Here is an 18,027-nt window from a genome sequence, read left to right on the forward strand (position 1 = left end):
CGAGCATCTGCTGCTCACCGCCCGACAGCTTCGTCCCGGGGCACTACGTCGCCCTGACCCCGGCGGGGGCGGCGCTCCTGGTCGAGGCCCGGCAGATCCTCGACCAGGTGGCAGCTGATGACGCGGGTCCGCCGCCGCCTGGAAGGACGTCGAGACGATCGACCTCGGCGCGCCCGAGCGTACTCGACGCCGGAGAGGAAGCGGGGCGACCTGCCGGGCTGGCTGCCCCTGGAGGCGTACGTCGTGGTGCTGTCGCTGGTGTCGGAGCTGGTCGCCTTCACCGCCGTGGGGCTGATCGCGCGGTGGGGCGAGGTGTTCCCCCGGTGGGTGCCGGTGCTGCGGGGACGGCGGGTGCCGACGATGGCCGCGGTGATCCCCGCGTCGATCGGCGCGGCGGTTTTGACGGTGCTGTGGACGGTGTCGGTGGTCAACTGCCTGGTGTTCCAGAAGACCATCCAGGGGCGCCCGCTGCCGGACGGCTTCCCCATCCACTTCCACAGCTGGGAGGGGGTGCTCGGCGTCCTCGCCTACGCGCCGCTGGTGGCGTGGGGGCCGCTGCTCGCGGCCGTCACCGTCGCGTACTACCGGCGACGCGCCCTCGCCTAGGGGGAACCGGCCCGAGTACGGTTTGCGGCATTCCCCCCAGTGTTGGAGGTTCGTGTGGCGTCGTTGGTCGAGATGGTGCCGCCGTCGGTGTCCGGGCGGCTGCTGCGAAGCGTCTTCGCGTTGCCCGAGCCCGTGAAACGGCTGATCGTCGGGGCGCCGGTGCGCCGGGACGGGCAGGAGCTGGCGCTGGACGCGCAGCTGCTGCTGATGATGATGCGGCTGGAGGGGGAGCGCCGGCTGGCCGGCGGGTCCGTCGCGGCCGCGCGGGCCGGCCTCGCCCGGACGAAGGTGCTGCTGCCGGGGCTGCCCGCGCGGCCGGTGCGCACGCGGGCGGTCGACGCGGGCGGGGTGCCGTCCCGGCTGTACACGCCGAAGGCCCTCCCGGACGGGTCGCCGCTGCTCGTCTTCTACCACGGCGGCGGCTGGGTCATCGGCGACCTCGAAACGCACGACGCGGTGTGCCGGTACCTGGCGGTGCATGCCGAGGTGCGGGTCCTGTCGGTGGACTACCGGCTGGCGCCCGAGCACCCCTATCCGGCGGCGCCGGACGACGCGCTCACCGCCTACGCGTACGCCGCCGAGCACGCCGCGGAGCTGGGCGCCGACCCCGGGACGATCGCGGTCGGCGGCGACAGCGCGGGCGGCAACCTCGCGGCGGTCGTCGGGCTGCTCGCGGAGCGCACGCCCGACTTCGCGCTGCTGTTCTACCCGGCGACCGACCTGTCCGCCCGGCGGCGGTCGCGGGAGCTGTTCGCGGAGGGGTTCTACCTGACCGACGCCGACATGACGTGGTTCGGCGACCACTACTGCCCTGAGGAGCGGCGCGCCGAGGTGAAGGCGTCGCCGCTGCTCGCCGACGACCTGAGCGGGTTCCCGCCCGCCTACATCGCGACGGCCGGGTTCGACCCGCTGCGGGACGAGGGCGAGGAGTTCGCGAAGCGGCTGGAGAAGGACGGGGTGCGGGTCGCGCTGCGCCGCCAGGACGACCTCATCCACGGGTTCGCGAACACGTGGTCGCTCGGCGGACGGGCCCGGGAGGCGCTGTCGGAGGCGGCCGGGGCCCTGCGCACCGGGCTGTACGCGGGGCCCCGGGACCGGAGCTAGAGGGGCAGGCCCGTCAGGATCATGACCTTCTCCTCGGTGTAGTCGGCCATCGCCGACCGCAGGCCCTCCCGGCCGACGCCGGAGTCCTTCACGCCGCCGTAGGGCATCTGGTCGGCGCGGTAGGACGGGACGTCGCCGATCACGACGCCGCCGACGTCGAGCTCGCGGTGCGCGCGGAACGCGATGTCGAGGCTGCGGGTGAACACGCCCGCCTGGAGGCCGAACTTGGAGTCGTTGACGAGCGCGAACGCCTCGTCGACGCCGTCCACCGGCTGGACGAACATGACCGGGCCGAAGACCTCCTCGCGGGACACCTTGGCGTCGGCGGGGACGCCGGCGAGGACGGTCGGGGCGTAGGCGGCGCCCTCGCGGGTGCCGCCGGTCAGCACCTTCGCGCCCGCCGCGACGGCCTCGTCCACCCAGGCTTCGACGCGCTCGGCGGCCTCCTGGCTGACGAGCGGGCCGACCTGCGTCTTGTCGTCCCACGGGTCGCCGGTGACGAGCGAGGCGACGGTGTCGACCAGCTTCGGTACGAACTCGTCGTACACGGACCGGTCGACGTAGACGCGCTGGACGGCGATGCAGCTCTGCCCGGCCTGGTAGTTGGCGAACAGCCCGATGCGCTTGGCGGCCCAGTCGAGGTCGGCGTCCGGCAGGACGACGGCCGCGCCGTTGCCGCCGAGTTCGAGGGTGACGTGCTTGCGCGGCGCCCGGTCGTTGATCGCCCAGCCGACCGGCACCGAGCCGGTGAACGACACGATCGGCAGCCGCGGGTCGTCGACCAGGCCGGACGCGCGGTCGTTCGGCACCGGCAGGATCGAGAACATCCCGGCGGGCAGGTCGGTCCCGGCGAGCAGCTCGCCGAGCAGCAGCGCCGACAGCGGCGTGGCGGGCGCCGGCTTGAGCACGATCGGGGTGCCCGCCGCGATCGCCGGGGCGATCTTGTGCGCGGCGAGGTTCAGCGGGAAGTTGAACGGCGAGATGCCGAGCACCGGGCCGCGCGGCACGCGGGTGATGTAGGCCATCCGGCCCTCGGCGGCCGGGTCGGTGTCGAGCCGCTGGGTGGTGGCGCTGAAGCGGCGGGCCTCCTCGGCGGCGAACCGGAACGTGGAGATCGCGCGGGTCACCTCGCCGCGCGCCCACAGCAGCGGCTTGCCGTTCTCGGCGGTGATCAGCCGGGCGATCTCCTCGGCCCGCTCGGCGATCCGCGCGGACACGTGCGCGAGCGCCTCGGCCCGCACGTGCAGCGGCAGCGCCGCCGCCTCCCGGCGGACCGCGTCCGCGGCGGCGATCGCCTCCTCCACCTGCGCGGGCGTCGGGACGGCCGCCGTCCCGACCACGCGGCCGTCGTAGGGGTGCGTAACGGTCAGCTCACCGTCACCGGTCTCGGGCCGGCCGGCCAGCCAGAATGGGGTCGCGTTCATGCGTTCACGCTATCTCCGCGGGGCCCGAATGCGAGTCTCCACGATGTCCAATCCGATCGCCTCGACTGGACGACACGGCGAGCGCGATCCACAGTTCGGCACGGACGGCCGGGTCGTCCGGGTCGCGGCCCAGGAGTTCGGCGGCCTTGCGCATCCGCGCGCGGAGGGTGTGCCGGTGGACGCCCAGCGCGCGCGCCGCCGCCTCACCCTGCCCGTTGGCCGCGACATAGGCCCGGACGGTCTCCACCAGGTCCTCCTTCCGCAGCGGCGCCAGAAGTGTGTCGGCGAAGGCGCGGGCGACGGGCGGGTCCAGGAGGTCGAGGACGCTCTGCCCGGGAAGGTCGGCGTGGCGGAGCACGTCCTTGCCGGTCTGCCGGGCCGCAGCCAGCGCCTCCTCGGCCTCCCGGAGCGCCGCCGGCAGATCATCGGACGCCGGGGTGCTGACGCCGACCGGGCCGGTGCCGGCGAGCAGCGCCTCGACCGCGCCGGACAGCTCGTCCGGGACGACGACGGCGACGTGCCCGCCCAGCGGCACCGCCGGGCAGCGCGCCCCCGCCGGGTCGGACTCCAGCGCGTCCAGGACGGCGGTGCCGCCCGCGCAGGCCAGCACCCGCACCGGCCCGCGCGGCACCGCGGGCCCGTCGCCGGGCCGCCCGAGCAGCAGCGCGGCGAGCGAGGCGCGCAGGTCGCGGCCGGTGCGCGGCCCCTCCGACTGGAGCGTCAGCAGGGCGACGGCCGCGCCCACGATCGTGTGCGCGGCGGGCGGCAGCGGCGCGCCGGTGCCCACCGCGAGGAACCCGCGCGGGCGCCCGCCGAGCCCGATCCGCTGCACCGCGATGTGGTCGTCCCGGTCGGACAGCGCGAGGCTCGCCGCCGGGCCGCCCGCCGCCGCGGCGCCCTTCGCGGGACGGCGCCGCAGCCGCGCCAGCTCGGGCGCGAGCACGCCGGCCCGGTCGCGGGCGCCCGCCGGTTCGGCGTGCTGGACGGCCCCGGACGCGTCCAGCAGCAGCGTCCAGCCGCCGAGCAGCCGCGCCAGCCGGGTGACGACCGCGCCGGGCCCGGTGAGCGCGGCGCGCGTCAGCTCCCGCTGGCCCTGGTAGGCGCGGGTGACGTCCTCGTACCACTCGGCGGCGAGCATCCGCGACACCGCCTTGCCGACGGCGATGAACGGGGTGGGGCGCGGCACCTCCAGCAGCGCGAGCCCCTGCCCGCGGGCCGCCGCGAGCAGCTCCGCCGGGACGGTCTCGTGGATCACCCCGACCGCGAACCCGAGCCCGGCGACGCCCCGCCCGACCAGCCGGGACACGTACCCGGCGGCGTTCGCCGGGGTCAGCCGCATGCCGGTGGTGAGGACGAGCTCGCCGCCCTCCAGGAACGGGGTCGGGTCCTCCAGCTCGCTGACCGCGACCCACACGACGGGCGCGTCCGGCAGCGGCCCGGTGCGCGACCGCAGGCCGAGCTGGGGGAGGGCGGCCACGGCGGCCAGCGTGGGCGGCATGTCAATCCCTGTGCAAAGTGTCTACCTCGCGGGACGGATTTCGCCGTCCCGTACGGTTCATCGTAGGCGGCTCCCGGCTTATGTTCAGGCCATGACCAGCCAGGACTCCGCCCTCGACGCGTCCGGGGCGAACGGCGGCACGCCGCCGCAGGTACGCCGCGTGCTGACCGAGATCCCCGGGCCGCGCTCCCGTGAACTGCAGGAACGGCGCACCGCCGCGGTACCGCCGGGCGTCGGCAGCGTGCTGCCGGTCTACGTGGCGGACGCGGGCGGCGGCGTGGTCGTCGACGTCGACGGCAACTCGCTGATCGACTTCGGCTCCGGGATCGCGGTCACGAGCGTCGGCAACGCCAACCCGCGCGTCGCCGCGCGGGTGAAGGCGCAGGCCGACCGGTTCACCCACACCTGCTTCATGGTCGCGCCCTACGAGTCGTACGTGGCGGTGTGCGAGAACCTCAACCGGGTCACGCCCGGCGCGCACGAGAAGCGGTCGTTCCTGGTGAACAGCGGCGCGGAGGCCGTGGAGAACGCCGTCAAGATCGCCCGGTACGCGACCGGGCGGGACGCCGTCGTCGTGTTCGACCACGGCTACCACGGCCGGACGCTGCTCACGATGACGCTCACCGCGAAGAACATGCCGTACAAGCAGGGGTTCGGCCCGTTCGCGCCCGAGGTCTACCGGATGCCGCTGGCGTACCCGTTCCGCTGGCCGACCGGCCCGGACAACTGCGGCCCGGAGGCGGCGGCGCAGGCCATCGACCAGATCACCAAGCAGATCGGCCCGACGAACGTCGCGGCGCTGCTGATCGAGCCGATCCAGGGCGAGGGCGGGTTCATCGAGCCCGCGCCCGGTTTCCTGCCGGCGCTCGCCGAGTTCTGCCGCGCCAACGGCATCCTGTTCATCGCCGACGAGGTGCAGACCGGCTTCGCCCGCACCGGCGACATGTTCGCCTGCGAGCACGAGGGGATCGTCCCCGACCTGGTCGCGACCGCGAAGGGCATCGCGGGCGGGCTGCCGCTCGCCGCCGTCACCGGCCGCGCCGACATCATGGACAAGGTGCACGGCGGCGGGCTCGGCGGCACCTACGGCGGCAACCCGCTCGCCTGCGAGGCGGCCCTCGCCGTGCTGGCCGAGATCGAGGACGGCAAGCTCACCGAGCGCGCCCGCCGGATCGGCGAGATCATGCTGCCCCGGCTGCGGGAGCTGGCCGCGGCGCACCCCGCGATCGGGGACGTGCGCGGCCGCGGCGCGATGATCGCGATCGAGCTGGTGCGGCCCGGCACGAAGGACCCCGACCCCGACCTGACCGCGCGGGTCGCGCGGCGCTGCCACGAGCGGGGCCTGCTCGTCCTGACCACCGGGACGTACGGGAACGTGCTGCGCTTCCTGCCGCCGCTCGTCATCCCCGAGGAACTGCTCGTCGAGGGCCTGGACGTGCTGGCGGAGGCGTTCGCCGAGGAGTGACCGGGGCGGCCCGGCGCCGGGCCGCTCCGGCCCGGCGTCAGGCCGCGAAGCTCTCCTTGTAGAGGTCGGCGACGATGTCGTACGAGCGCAGCCGGTCGGCGTGGTCGAACACCTGCGTCACGACCATGACCTCGTCGACGCCCGACCGCTCGATGAGCGCGTCCAGCTGCGCGCGGACGGTCTCCGGTGAGCCCATGACCTGGTCGGCGAGCCGCGCGTCGATCATCTGCCGCTCCAGCGGCGTGTACGGGTGCGCGGCGGTCTCCTCCGGCGTCGGCAGCGGCCCCGGGCGGCCCTGCCGCAGCCGCAGGAACCCCAGCGCCTGCGGCGCCGCCAGCTCCCGCGCCCGCTCGTCGGTGTCGGCGGCGGTGACCGACACCCCGATCATCGAGTACGGCTCCTGCAGCGCGCCGGGACGGAACGAGTCCCGGTACAGCGTCAGCGCCGGGACGGTGTTCTCGGCGCTGAAGTGGTGCGCGAACGCGAACGGCATTCCGAGCAGCCCGGCGAGGCGGGCGCTGTAACCGCTGGAGCCGAGCAGCCAGATCGGCGGCTCGTTCCCGGCGGCGGGCGTCACCTTGCTCTCGGCGCCGAAGTACTCGCGCAGCTCGATGACCTGCTCGGGGAAGTCGTCCACCGAGAGCGCGTCGGGGGAGCGGCGCAGCGCCAGCGCGGTGGCCTGGTCGGTGCCGGGCGCGCGGCCGAGGCCGAGGTCGATGCGCCCCGGGTAGAGCGCCTCCAGCGTCCCGAACTGCTCGGCGACGACCATCGGCGCGTGGTTCGGCAGCATGATGCCGCCGGACCCGACCCGCATCGCGGTCGTGGCCGCCGCGACCTGCCCGATCAGCACGGCCGTCGCCGAGCTGGCGATGCCCGGCATCGCGTGGTGCTCGGCGAGCCAGTACCGGTGGTAGCCGAGCCGCTCGGCGTGCCGGGCCAGGTCGAGGGTGTTGCGCAGCGCCTGGCCGGACGTGGAGCCGCTGACGACGGGGGCGAGATCGAGGACGGAGAAGCGCACGGTCATACCGTGTGCCAACCCGCCGGACGGCGGTCCTCTTCCCGCCCCGACGAGACGGCTACGACAGCAGTTGGAACGCGGCGACCAGCACGGAGGCCGCCGCGCCGAGCGCGACGGGGATCCCGATGCACAGCCACGACCAGGTCACCAGCGTGCGGGCGCGCGCCGGGTCCTCGGCGAACCGGGTCTCGGCGCGGGTGTACAGCAGCGCGGCGGCCACGGCCAGCGGAAAGAACGCGAGGGTCGTGAAGGTTCCGAGGATGAAGGCGGCGACCTGCCCGGCCCGGGTGTACGTCCCGTCCGGGCCGATGCCGAAGGCGAGCGAGGGGGCGGGCGAGGAGGCGGCGATGGGGGCGGTTGCGGTCATCTCAGCGCACCGATCACTAGAACTGTGATGTGGATCATACGCGCGGCGACCGCCGGACGCGAGGGGCCGGCCGCCGGTTCTCGGCGGCCGGCCGGCGGGCGTCAGCGCAGGTTCAGTCCCAGCAGGACCGGGTCGTGGTCGGACGAGCGGAACGCGTCCGGCCGGTAGAACCTCGCCGGGTTGTACTCGGTGTTGTAGTCGAGGAACACCGGCTCGTCGCTGTTGATGTGCCAGATCGCCGCGCCCGTCACGCGCCGCGCCAGGGAGCGTCCGGCCAGCGCGTGGTCCAGTTCGCCCGACTGCCCGTCGAACACGTAGCTGGTCGGCACGGGGGCAGCCCTTCGACGTCAGCTTCTCGGCCCTGGAGACTGAAGGGAACGAGCTCGCAACTCTTCGCCACCGCTGGTTGTGGTGGGTCAGGCCGCGTCGTCGGCAGCGTGACTCACTGCCCAGCCCGCTGCGCCGCGTGCGGCGATGTTGCGGGCTGCGTTGACGTCGGCGTGCTCAGCGAAGCCGCACGACGTGCACTGGAAGGTGGCCTGGTCGGGCCGGTTCTGCTTGTGGATGTGGCCGCATTCCGAACACCCCTGCGAGGTGTGGCGCGGGTCCACGAACACCACCGGGACACCGACGCGCTTGGCTTTGTAGGTGATGAACGCGCCGAGCTGGGCGAAACTCCAGGAATGCAGGGTGACCCGCTGGGGCTTGCGTAGCCGGACCCGCGCACGGATACCACCCAGATCCTCTAGGGCGATGCCGTGCGCGGTGCGTTGAGCCTCGGTCACGATCTGCTTGGAGATGCGGTGGTTGGTATCGGCCGCGAACCTCGCCTCACGGCCTGACAGCTTGCGCAGCAGCCGCTTGGCGGACTTGGTGCCCTTGGCTTGAAGTTTGGTGCGGAGCCGCCGGTTGCGGTGGCGGACCTGGTTGACGTGCTTGCCGGAGTGGACGGTGCCCTCGGATGTGGTGGCGATGTTGGCGATGCCCAGGTCCACGCCGGTGAACCCGTCCGGTATGTACTCGGGGGCTTGGGGGACGTCGCAGGTGGCGTACAGGTAGAAGGTGCCGCCGCGCCATACCAGGTCGGACTCGCCTCGCCGGTAGGCGGCGAGTTGTTGCGCCTGCTCGGCCGAGCAGGCGAAGGCGATGGCCTTGAGTCTGCCCTGCGCGGTCCAGATGCTCACGGTGCGGGCGTCCATCTGCCAGGACAGCGACCGGTCGTCGAAGGGCTGGGCGGCGTCCTTGCGGAACCGGACCGGCGCGCCCTCCGCCTGTATGCGGCGCCTTGACCCGACTGGCCCGTAGTTTCCCGCCCTCACGTTCTGGGTGAGTGTGGCATATGCCTCGGCGGCTTTGCGGATGCAGTGGATGGCCGGCTGCGCCGATAACCCCATCGCCTTCACCTCGCCATACACCAATCGCTGCAGCGCTGTCTTGCCTTTCACGCCGGTGGCGAAGGCGCGGCGGGAGGCGTGACATGCGGCCTGGTTGCATAGCTTCAGCGTCTCCCGCAATGCCGCTTCGGCGGCATCGTCGGGGAGCAGCTTGACCTGCACCACCAGCTTCACGCCAACATCATAACACTATGTGAGTATCTCGTGACGCATGGTTGAGGTGTGGTGTGTCAGGGAGCGGGGGAAGTGTTGTGCCTCGCCTTCTATGTTCATGCGCGGGCCGAAACGGCTCCGCCGCGGCGGCCGCGGGCGCGCCGGCGGTGAGGCCGGCGGCCAGCACGGCCGCGAATGCTGCTGCTGTTCGGCGCATGGCGGGAGAGTAGGGCGCGGCCCCGGCGGGTCGGCGAACCGTTAATGAAGACTCCACCAATTTGCAACGGATTGTCGCAATCATGGGCACCGCTCGACCCGGCCTTGGCGAAACGCCGTCCGGGCGCGAGGGGATAACCGGCTGAGCAGCCCGCGCCGACGCGAAGGAGGGCCGTGACCCCATCGTCCGCAGAGCCGGAGTCGCCGGGAGGGGAGTACGCCCGTACCCGCGACATCGTGGTCGTGTTCGCCGTGCTGCTGATCATCACGGCGGTCCTGGTGATCCTGCTCGTCCAGGCGTGGCCGGCCGGTCCGCAGACCGGCCCCGACGGGCGCACGGAGGTCACCCCGGCCGCCAAGACCGTCCATTTCCCGGGATGGTCGCCGACCATGTCGCGGGAGACGAGCCTGTTCGTGATCGTGATGGCCTCCGGCGCGCTCGGCGGCATCGCCCACGTCCTGCGGTCGTTCTACTGGTACGCCGGGAACCGGGCACTGCGCCGCAGCTGGCTGCTCATGTACCTCCTGCTCCCCATCGTCGGCGCCCTCTTCGGCCTCATCGTCTACCTCGTGGTGCGCGGCGGCCTGACCTCGCCGATCGGCGGCGCGGGCGACATCAACCCCTATGGGATCGCGGCCATCGCGGCACTCGTCGGCCAGTTCTCGCGCGAGACCGCGGAGAAGTTCCGCGACGTCTTCTCGACCCTGCTGGCGCCCGCGCCGCCGGGCCGGGACCACGCCCTCACCCCGAGCATCACCGCGGTCGAGCCGCTCAGCGGCCCGCCCGAGACGCGGATCACGATCATCGGGACGGGGCTGGGGTCCGCGACGTTCGTCCGGTTCGGCGACGCGCGGGCTCCGGCCACGGACGTGACGGACACGCGCCTCCGGGCGATCGTCCCGGACGGGGCCACCTCGGGGCCGCTCGTCGTGACCACACCGACCGGCGCGGCGGCGAGTCCGGACACGTTCACGGTCGAGCCCGGCGCCGGGTGACGGAAGGCTACTTCCCGTCGCGCCAGTGGTCGTGCCAGGCGTCGTAGGCGGCGCCGGGGAACACCCTGGGCAGCTCCGAGGTGGGCAGGCGGCCCAGCTCGGCGCCCGTCCGCGCGACGCCGAACTGCCGGTCGCTGGCGTAGGCGGTGCGGTCCAGGCTCTCCGGCCCCGCGACCAGGCAGGTGTAGCGCGGGCCCGGCAGGTCGGCGTCGGGGATCGCGGCGCCGACCGCGAGGCTGTTGGACACCGTCACCCACGCGCCGAGCTCGGTGATCTGCCGCTCGGCGCCCTGGTCCTCCCAGCGGTGCTCCAGGATCGGCTTGGAGAAGATCGGGACGAGCAGGTGCGACACCCCGCAGGCCAGCAGCTCCCGCTCCCAGCGCATCGAGCGGCCGAGGTCCTCGCAGATCAGCACGGCGAGCCGGCCGAGCGAGGAGTCGAGCACGCTGACCCTGCGGCCGGGCCGGACGTGCTCGGCGGCGGTGCCGGCGTCCGGCGCGTCGGGCAGCCGCCACAGCCGCACCTGCGCCGCGTCGAGCGTGAAACCGGACAGCTTGTCCTGGACGAGCAGTTCCCGGCCCGTCCAGCGGTCGAGGAGGACGGCGCGGTTCGGCGGCGGGTCGCCGCCGCCGAGCGGGCCGGTGCCGAGCATGAGGAAGCGCAGCGGGCGCCGGTCGCGGTCGCGCCCGGCGGTGTCGAACGCGACCTCCTTCCAGTGCTCCAGCAGCGCGTCCGACAGCGACGCCTCCGGCATCACGGCGAGCTGCGCGCCGGACTCGTCCAGCCGCCGGACGATCGCCTTGATGCGGCTGCGCAGGCCGGAGGAGTCCATCGGGCGGAGCCGGTAGACGGTGCCGCCGTCGCGCTCGGCGAACTCGATCTCGACGTCGTCGTAGGTCTCCAGCACCGGCGCGCACCCGACCGCGACCGGCTCGTCCCGGCTGAAGTGCGGGTCGTGGACGGCGGGCAGGACGCTGTGGTCGATCATGTCCCACTCGGCCTGCGGGACGCGGTGGACGCCGAAGAACTCCGCCTTCGACCGCAGCCCGCGCGGCCGGCCGGGGAAGGCGCAGCGGGGCAGCAGCGCGCCGGTCGTGCCGGGCCCGTTGAACTTGCCCTCGGTGAGGTAGGTGACGAGCACGCCGGCCAGCGCCGGCGCCCCGTGGTAGGGGGCGTACGGGTTGGCGTGGGCGAGCGCGATGTCGAGGCCGAGCAGGACGGTGAACCGCCCGAGGTCGCCGTGCTCGGCGACGATCTCCGCGGTGGCCGCGGGGTCGAGGACGCCGCGCTCCAGCACGGTCTCGGCGATCTCGTTCGCGCGGCGTCGCACCCGCTCGTCCTCGTACCAGCGCGTGGCCGTCCAGCCCAGGAAGACGTCGTCGGGCATCGAGTCGTAGAGCTGGACGAAGAGATCAGCTGGGTCGGCCGGATACACGGCTGCGGCCAACTGATCCGTCATAGGCGCCCCCGGGGGGATTGACAGGCACGGTTACGGCTGGTGGCTCGATGGTAACTCTCCCGGGCCCGCGAGACCGTGTCGTCTGCAACAGAGGCCGGCGTCACTTGACATTCACTTGGCATGGACGCACGCTGGAGGTGTCCGGCGATGCTCGTCGACCTAGGAGTGAGCCGTGCACACCACCACCGACAGCGACACCGCCCCCGGGACCCGCGACCGCCGTACCGAGATCCGCCGCCTCATCGACGCGATGGAGCACGCCAAGATCATCAGTGACGGCCACTTCTCCGCGCTCGGCATGCTGATCACCGACGCGTCGCTGAGCGCCGACGAGCCGGCGCTGACCGAGTGCCAGGACGGCCTCCAGTGGCTGCACCGGCACTACCTCGACGTCGACCGCCTCGACGGCGCGCAGCGCGAGCAGCGCGGCCGCATCCTCGGGCTGATCGACGTCGTGCACTGGGCGCTGCGGCGGCTCCCGTCCGGCCTCCAGCTCGCGCTGCAGCCCGACGGGCACGCGGCGCGCTTCCTCGTCGCGGTGTCGCGCCGGCAGGGCCTGTCGAACCGGCAGCTCGCCGCCGAGCTCGGCACCGACGAGACCGAGATCAGCCGGGTCGGCCGCAAGCTGCTGTCGGCGGGCGTCGTGTGGCGCCGCAAGGAGTGGCGCCACAACGCCTGGGATCTCACCCCCAGGGGGCGCCACTACCTGGAGACCTCGGGCCTGCTGCCCGCGGACCCCGGCTAAGTGCGGCGGGCCAGCGGCAGCGCGAGCAGGATCACGGCGGCCGTCAGCCCGAAGGCGACCGGGTAGCCGGTCTGCGCGACGGCGGCGCCGAAGGCCGCGCCGCCCACGCCCATGCCCCCGTCGTAGCCGATGTTCCACAGCGCGCTGACCGTCCCGTAGGCGGACGCGGGCGCCCGTTCGTACATCATCGACAGGCTCGCGTTCTGCGTGACGCCGAAGCCCGCGCCGAACACGGCCATCGCGGCGAACACGGCCGCCGGGTGCGGGACGAGGACCAGCAGCGCGATGCCCGCCCCCGACACCGCCAGCGCGGGCAGCAGCAGCCGCGCCGCGCCGTGCCGGTCGCTGACGCGGCCCGCCCACCAGCGCGCGGCCGTGGTCGCGGCCGGCTGGACGAACAGCGCCGCCGCCGCGACGCCCCCGGCCGGCACCGCCTCCGGCAGGAACGTGATGAGGATGCCCGCCGCCATCGCGGTCGCGGCGAACGCGGCGGCCGGGCGGAGCAGCGCCGGTGACCGCAGCCCCGCGACGACCCCCAGCGGCCGCTGCGACGAGGGCGGCGCGGCGGGCGCGGAGGGCGCGGCGAGCCCGCGCGGGACGCCGGGCAGCACCGCGAGCGTGATCAGCGAGAAGACCGCGCTCGCGAGGAACACCGGCTCGTAGCCGACCCGGTCGGCGAGCCACACGCCGAGCGGCAGCGCGAGCACCGCGGGCGCCCCGGCGGTGATGCCGAACAGGCCGAGCGCCTCGCCGCGCCGCTCCGCCGGGGCGAGCGCCGCCACCAGCGCGTTCGGGACGACCACCGCGACGCCGAAGCCGAGCCCGCGCACCAGGCTCGCCGCGACGACCATCGGCAGCCCGGAGGACAGCGGCAGCGCGAGCGTCGGCAGCGCGAGCAGCAGCGTGCCCGCCGCGAACACCGTCCGGTACCCGAACCGGGCGAGCAGCCGGGGGAGGGCGAGTTCGGCAAGCACCGTCGTCAGCATCAGCGCCCCGGTGGCGAGGCCCGCGCCGGTCTGCCCGGCCCCGCCGTCGACCGCGTACATCGGGACGACCGACAGCAGCAGGAAGACGCCCGTGAGGCTCGTGACGGTCGCCGCGAACAGCAGCGCCAGCGGCCGTGTGACCAGGCGCGGGCGGGGGCCGCCGGCGCGCTCGGCGTCCCGGAGTGACTCGCTCATTAACGCGACATTAGATGACCGACCGGACAACCCGGTCGCCGAGCGGAGCTCGTCCGTTGAATGGCGGTGGGTGGGGGCTGGAGGACGGTTCTTGGGTTCGTTGCTAAGAACGGGGGCGGACCCTGTGAGGAGACTTCATTCCGCGCGCGGAGCGTGATCGGCACAGTCGTCAGCATTCGGTTTCCAGCCCCATCCCCTGGAGCGAGAATGCGTCTCCGTACCCTCTTCAGCACCGCCGTGCTCGGCGCGGCGCTGGCGGTGCCCGTCGCCGCGCCGCCCGCACTGGCCGCCCCGGAGGGGGCCGCGCCGCCGGGGTGCGACGCGACCGACGCCGACATCTACGCGGCGCCGCCGGCCGCGGTCACGGGTAACCCGGGCGACCTGCTCGCCTGCCGCCCGGCGAAGCTGACGAACATCCCCGGCGACGTCCCGATGAAGGCGTGGAAGGTCCGCTACGTCTCGACCGACGCCAAGGGCGCCAGGAACGTGGTGACGGGGACGGTCGCGGTCCCCGACGCCGCCTGGACGAAGGGCGGCTCCCGCCCGACCGTCGCGTTCAACCCCGGCACGCTCGGCTCCGGCCTGCAGTGCGCGTTCTCCAAGCAGCTCGCCGGGCAGTTCGTCGACATGTACGAGGGCGCGAACCTGACGCTGTTCCTCAAGGCCGGGTTCGCGGTCGCCGCCACCGACGGCGTCGGGTACCTCAACGGGCAGGTCCACACGTACATGATCGGCGCGAACGCGGGGCACGCGCTGCTCGACGCGGTCCGGGCGTCCCGGAGGATCCCCGGCGGGACGCTCACAGCGGACGGCAAGGTCGGCATATCCGGCTACTCCGAGGGCGGCGCCGCGGCGCTGTGGGGCGCGCAGCTCGCCGCGTCCTACGCCCCCGAGCTGGACGTGGCCGGCGCGGCGGCGGGCGGCGTGCCCGGCGACCTGAAGCTGACCGCCGAGCAGCTGAACGGCAGCTTCTTCGCCGGCTTCCTCGCTGACGCGCTCGTCGGCCTGAACGCCGCCTACCCGGAGATGCCCTTCACCGAGCTGATGAACGACAAGGGCGCGCAGGCCATCAAGGACGTGAAGTCAAACTGCCTGTACGGGACGCTCGCGGTGTTCCTCGGCGCCCGGGTCGAGAGCTTCTCCAAGGACAAGCTGAGCCTGGAGCAGCTGTACGCGCTCAAGGGCCCGGACGGCACCACGTGGGGCGAGATCGTCGACCGGCAGAAGCTCGGCGTGGACATCGGCACCCCCGCCTCCGCCGCCAAGTACAAGATCGGCTTCCCCGTCTTCCAGTACCGCGGCTGGCTGGAGGAGATCATCCCGCACGAGACCGAGGACGCGACGCGCCAGGCGTACTGCAAGGCCGGCATCAACACGACCTGGAAGAACACCTACCCGACCGAGCACCTGTCGACCGACTGGGGCGCCGCCGGGGACGTGACGGCCTTCCTCGGCGACCGGTTCGAGGGCAAGCCGGTCACGGGCAACTGCTGACCCACCCCCCGCGGGCCGGGCCGCCGGGACGACCGGCGGCCCGGACCCCGTGAGCGGGGCTCCCCGCACGCCTCACCGCCCCGCACGCCTCACCACCCCGCACGCCTCACCACGAAGGAGTCCGAACATGACAGCGGGTGTCGCCGACGCCGGCAGCAGAACCCCGCAGCCCGACATCTCGGGCACGGTCCCGTTGCCCGAGCGCGTCGCGGTCGTGGTGTTCGTGGTCGCGCCGATCCTCGGGCTGCTGGCGGCCGTCCCCTTCCTGTGGGGATGGGGCCTCGGCTGGACGGACGTCGCCGTCTTCGCCTTCCTCTATCCGCTCAACGCCCTCGGCATCACGGTCGGCTACCACCGGCACTTCACGCACGGCGGCTTCAAGGCCAAGCGGTGGCTGCGGATCGCGCTCGCGATCCTCGGCGGGCAGGCCATGCAGGGGTCGGTCGTCCGGTGGGTCGCCGACCACCGCCGCCACCACAAGTACTCCGACCAGGAGGGCGACCCGCACTCGCCGTGGGCCTACGGGCCGGGCGTGTGGGGGCTCACCAAGGGCCTGTACCACGCGCACATGGGCTGGCTGTTCAGCAAGGACCGCACGTCCCGCAGCAAGTACGCGCCCGATCTGCTGAAGGACAGGGACATCCGGTTCCTGTCCCTGGACCCCGTGTACGCCGTCATCGTCCTGTCGACGTTCCTCGTCCCGATGGGCCTCGGCGCGCTGCTCACCCTGTCCTGGCACGGCGCCCTCACGGCGCTGTTCTGGGCGGGCCTGATGCGGGTGTTCGTCGGCGAGCACGTGACCTTCTCGATCAACTCGATCTGCCACGTGTTCGGCAAGGAGGACTTCAAGACCCGCGACAAGGCCCGCAACGTGTGGTGGCTGGCGATCCCGTCGTTCGGGGAGTCCTGGCACAACCTGCACCACGCCGACCCGACCTGCGCGCGGCACGGCGTCCTGAAGGGCCAGATCGACATCAGCGCCCGCGTCATCTGGCTGTTCGAGCGGCTCGGCTGGGTCTGGGACGTCCGCTGGCCCGACCACGAGCGCCTCGCCGCCCGCCGTGTCACCGGCGGGAGCGCCACGGGCGAGAGCGCCACCGCCGAGCGCGCCGCCACCGCGGGCGCCACCGCCAACGGAGAGGCAGCATGACCGACGTCCCCGAACTCGACCGGACCCCGCTGATCGAGCGGCTCGCCCGGTTCGCCAAGGACTTCCCCGGCGACCGCGCGTACACGTTCATGGACTACATGACCGACCCGGACGGCGTCGCCACCGACGTCACCTGGGGCGAGCTGGACCGGCGCGCCCGCTCCGTCGCCGCCGCGATCCGCCGCGCCGCCGAGCCCGGCGCCCGTGCCGCCCTGCTCGCCCCGCAGGACCTGCACTACGTGACCGGGTTCCTCGGCGCGATGTACGCCCGCGTCATCGGCGTCCCGCTGTTCTCCCCGGACCTGCCCGGCCACGGCGACCGGCTGCTCGCCGTCTACCGGGACGCCGAGCCGGACGTCGTGCTCACCACGCGCGCGTCGCTGCCGCACGTCGAGGCGTTCCTGGCGGGCGAGGGGGTGCGCGCGCCGAAGGAGGTCATCGTCACCGACGAGGTCGACCCGGATCTCGACTGGGCGCCGGAGCCGATCGACCCCGGCGACGTCGCCTACCTGCAGTACACGTCCGGCTCGACCCGGACCCCGGCCGGCGTCATCATCACGCACGGCAACTTCGCGACGAACGCCGAGCAGCTGTGGCGGACGTTCGAGGGCATCCCGCGCGAGTCGTCCGGCGTGAACTGGCTGCCGGTGTTCCACGACATGGGCCTCGTCACCACGGTGGCGCTGCCGCTCGTCTACGGGAACCCGGGCGTGATCATGGACCCGGTGGCATTCATCATGCGGCCCGTCCGCTGGCTGGAGCTGCTCAGCGCGCAGAAGCACGCGTTCACCGGCGGCCCCAACTTCGCCTACGAGTACCTCACCGCGCAGGTCACCGAGGAGGAGAAGGCGAAGCTCGACCTGAGCGGCGTGCAGGTCTTCATGAACGGCGCGGAGCCGATCCGGGAGAGCACCCTCACCGGCTTCTACGAGGCGTTCAAGGACTGCGGGCTGCGGCCCGAGGCGCAGGTGTGCGCCTACGGCCTGGCCGAGGCGACCGTGTACGTGTCGGCGTCGTCGCGGTTCCGGCCGCCGACCCGCGTGGCGTTCGACCACGAGCGGCTCCGCCGCGGCACCGCCGAGCCGTGCGACGCGGACGCGCCCGGCGCGATCCAGCTGATCGCGTGCGGGACGTCCTACGGCCAGCACGTCGCCGTCGTCGACCCCGAGACCGGGGTCCGGCTCGCGGACGGCGCCGTCGGCGAGATCTGGGTGCACGGCCCGAACGTCGCGGCCGGCTACTGGGGGCGCCCCGAGGCGACGAGGGAGACGTTCGAGGCGGAGCTGTCCGGCACGGTCGGGGACCTGCCGCGCGGGCCGTGGCTGCGCACCGGCGACCTCGGCGTCCGGCACGCCGGCGAGCTGTTCGTCACCGGCCGGATCAAGGACCTGGTCATCGTGGACGGCCGCAACCACTACCCGCAGGACATCGAGTTCACCGTGTCCGGTGCGCACAAGGCGATCCGCCGCGAGTACGCCTGCGCGGTGGCCGTCGACACCGGCGACACCGAGGGCCTCGTCGTGATCGCCGAACGGAACCGGCGGGTGCCGGTCGCGCTGCTCGACCCGGCGGACGCGGCGCGCGCCGTGCGGGCGGCGGTGAAGCAGCAGCACGACCTCCGCGTCCACGACTTCGTGCTGATCGAGCCGGGCGGCCTGCTCCGCACCAGCAGCGGGAAGATCGCCCGGTCGGCCTGCCGCCGCGCCTACCTCGACGGGACGCTGCCGGTCACCCGGGCCGCCGCCGGGGGCGAGTGA

16 protein-coding genes are annotated in these 18,027 nt (G+C 73.5%); 8 read left to right on the forward strand and 8 right to left on the reverse strand.

Annotated features, from left to right (window positions below):
• Positions 1 to 117: 117 nt before the first annotated feature.
• Together ETD96_RS11170 and ETD96_RS11175 are read left to right on the forward strand one after the other, a co-directional pair.
• On the forward strand, positions 118 to 606 hold the full coding sequence (locus ETD96_RS11170) for a hypothetical protein (protein WP_138636252.1): 489 nt from the start codon (positions 118 to 120) through the stop codon (positions 604 to 606).
• 54 nt (positions 607 to 660) lie between these two features.
• Positions 661 to 1,710, forward strand: a complete 1,050-nt coding sequence (locus ETD96_RS11175) for an alpha/beta hydrolase (protein ID WP_205719213.1) — start codon at positions 661 to 663, stop codon at positions 1,708 to 1,710.
• Here the strand turns inward: ETD96_RS11175 and ETD96_RS11180 are convergent.
• A complete protein-coding gene (locus ETD96_RS11180; protein ID WP_138636253.1) occupies positions 1,707 to 3,134 on the reverse strand; it encodes an aldehyde dehydrogenase family protein in 1,428 nt (475 codons plus the stop codon). The two genes, ETD96_RS11175 and ETD96_RS11180, sit on opposite strands and share 4 nt — an antisense overlap.
• Before the next feature lie 4 nt (positions 3,135 to 3,138).
• The gene (locus tag ETD96_RS11185) at positions 3,139 to 4,632 is read right to left on the reverse strand and encodes a PucR family transcriptional regulator (protein WP_138636254.1); all 1,494 of its coding nucleotides are present in this window, start codon (positions 4,630 to 4,632) and stop codon (positions 3,139 to 3,141) included.
• Between the two features lie 91 nt (positions 4,633 to 4,723).
• On the opposite strand from ETD96_RS11185, the gene gabT reads away from it, so the two are divergent.
• Positions 4,724 to 6,097, forward strand: a complete 1,374-nt coding sequence (gene gabT / locus ETD96_RS11190; RefSeq protein WP_138636255.1) for a 4-aminobutyrate--2-oxoglutarate transaminase — start codon at positions 4,724 to 4,726, stop codon at positions 6,095 to 6,097.
• Positions 6,098 to 6,134: 37 nt separating this feature from the next.
• Here gabT and ETD96_RS11195 read toward each other — a convergent pair whose 3' ends face one another.
• The 4 genes from ETD96_RS11195 to ETD96_RS11210 form a co-directional block, all read right to left on the reverse strand.
• Positions 6,135 to 7,121, reverse strand: coding sequence for an LLM class flavin-dependent oxidoreductase (locus ETD96_RS11195; protein WP_138636256.1), 987 nt, complete (start codon positions 7,119 to 7,121; stop codon positions 6,135 to 6,137).
• A gap of 52 nt (positions 7,122 to 7,173) precedes the next feature.
• Positions 7,174 to 7,482 (reverse strand): hypothetical protein, encoded by a 309-nt coding sequence (locus ETD96_RS11200; protein WP_138636257.1) that lies wholly within the window; start codon positions 7,480 to 7,482, stop codon positions 7,174 to 7,176.
• 101 nt (positions 7,483 to 7,583) lie between these two features.
• Positions 7,584 to 7,811, reverse strand: a complete 228-nt coding sequence (locus tag ETD96_RS11205; RefSeq protein ID WP_240807509.1) for a hypothetical protein — start codon at positions 7,809 to 7,811, stop codon at positions 7,584 to 7,586.
• Between the two features lie 87 nt (positions 7,812 to 7,898).
• On the reverse strand, positions 7,899 to 9,050 hold the full coding sequence (locus ETD96_RS11210) for an RNA-guided endonuclease InsQ/TnpB family protein (protein WP_138636258.1): 1,152 nt from the start codon (positions 9,048 to 9,050) through the stop codon (positions 7,899 to 7,901).
• 369 nt (positions 9,051 to 9,419) lie between these two features.
• Here ETD96_RS11210 and ETD96_RS11215 point away from each other — a divergent pair, with 369 nt between their 5' ends.
• On the forward strand, positions 9,420 to 10,241 hold the full coding sequence (locus ETD96_RS11215; protein WP_171068970.1) for an IPT/TIG domain-containing protein: 822 nt from the start codon (positions 9,420 to 9,422) through the stop codon (positions 10,239 to 10,241).
• 7 nt (positions 10,242 to 10,248) lie between these two features.
• On the opposite strand, the gene ETD96_RS11220 is transcribed toward ETD96_RS11215, so the two are convergent.
• Complete coding sequence (locus ETD96_RS11220) at positions 10,249 to 11,688, reverse strand: carbon-nitrogen hydrolase family protein (protein WP_138636259.1); 1,440 nt, start codon at positions 11,686 to 11,688, stop codon at positions 10,249 to 10,251.
• A 184-nt stretch (positions 11,689 to 11,872) separates the two neighbouring features.
• Here ETD96_RS11220 and ETD96_RS11225 point away from each other — a divergent pair, with 184 nt between their 5' ends.
• Entirely contained in the window at positions 11,873 to 12,445 is a 573-nt protein-coding gene (locus tag ETD96_RS11225) for a helix-turn-helix domain-containing protein (protein WP_138636260.1), read from the forward strand.
• On the opposite strand, the gene ETD96_RS11230 is transcribed toward ETD96_RS11225, so the two are convergent.
• Entirely contained in the window at positions 12,442 to 13,626 is a 1,185-nt protein-coding gene (locus tag ETD96_RS11230) for an MFS transporter (protein WP_138636261.1), read from the reverse strand. The genes ETD96_RS11225 and ETD96_RS11230 overlap by 4 nt on opposite strands.
• Before the next feature lie 207 nt (positions 13,627 to 13,833).
• Between ETD96_RS11230 and ETD96_RS11235 the strand changes: the two genes are divergently transcribed.
• The 3 genes from ETD96_RS11235 (at position 13,834) to ETD96_RS11245 (ending at position 18,027) form a co-directional block, all read left to right on the forward strand.
• On the forward strand, positions 13,834 to 15,120 hold the full coding sequence (locus tag ETD96_RS11235; RefSeq protein WP_138636262.1) for a lipase family protein: 1,287 nt from the start codon (positions 13,834 to 13,836) through the stop codon (positions 15,118 to 15,120).
• Between the two features lie 127 nt (positions 15,121 to 15,247).
• On the forward strand, positions 15,248 to 16,270 hold the full coding sequence (locus tag ETD96_RS11240) for an acyl-CoA desaturase (RefSeq protein ID WP_138636263.1): 1,023 nt from the start codon (positions 15,248 to 15,250) through the stop codon (positions 16,268 to 16,270).
• Entirely contained in the window at positions 16,267 to 18,027 is a 1,761-nt protein-coding gene (locus ETD96_RS11245) for a fatty acyl-AMP ligase (protein ID WP_138636264.1), read from the forward strand. The genes ETD96_RS11240 and ETD96_RS11245 overlap by 4 nt, the downstream gene beginning before the upstream one ends.

It is taken from the genome of Actinomadura geliboluensis, from assembly GCF_005889745.1.
Lineage (GTDB): Bacteria > Actinomycetota > Actinomycetes > Streptosporangiales > Streptosporangiaceae > Spirillospora > Spirillospora geliboluensis.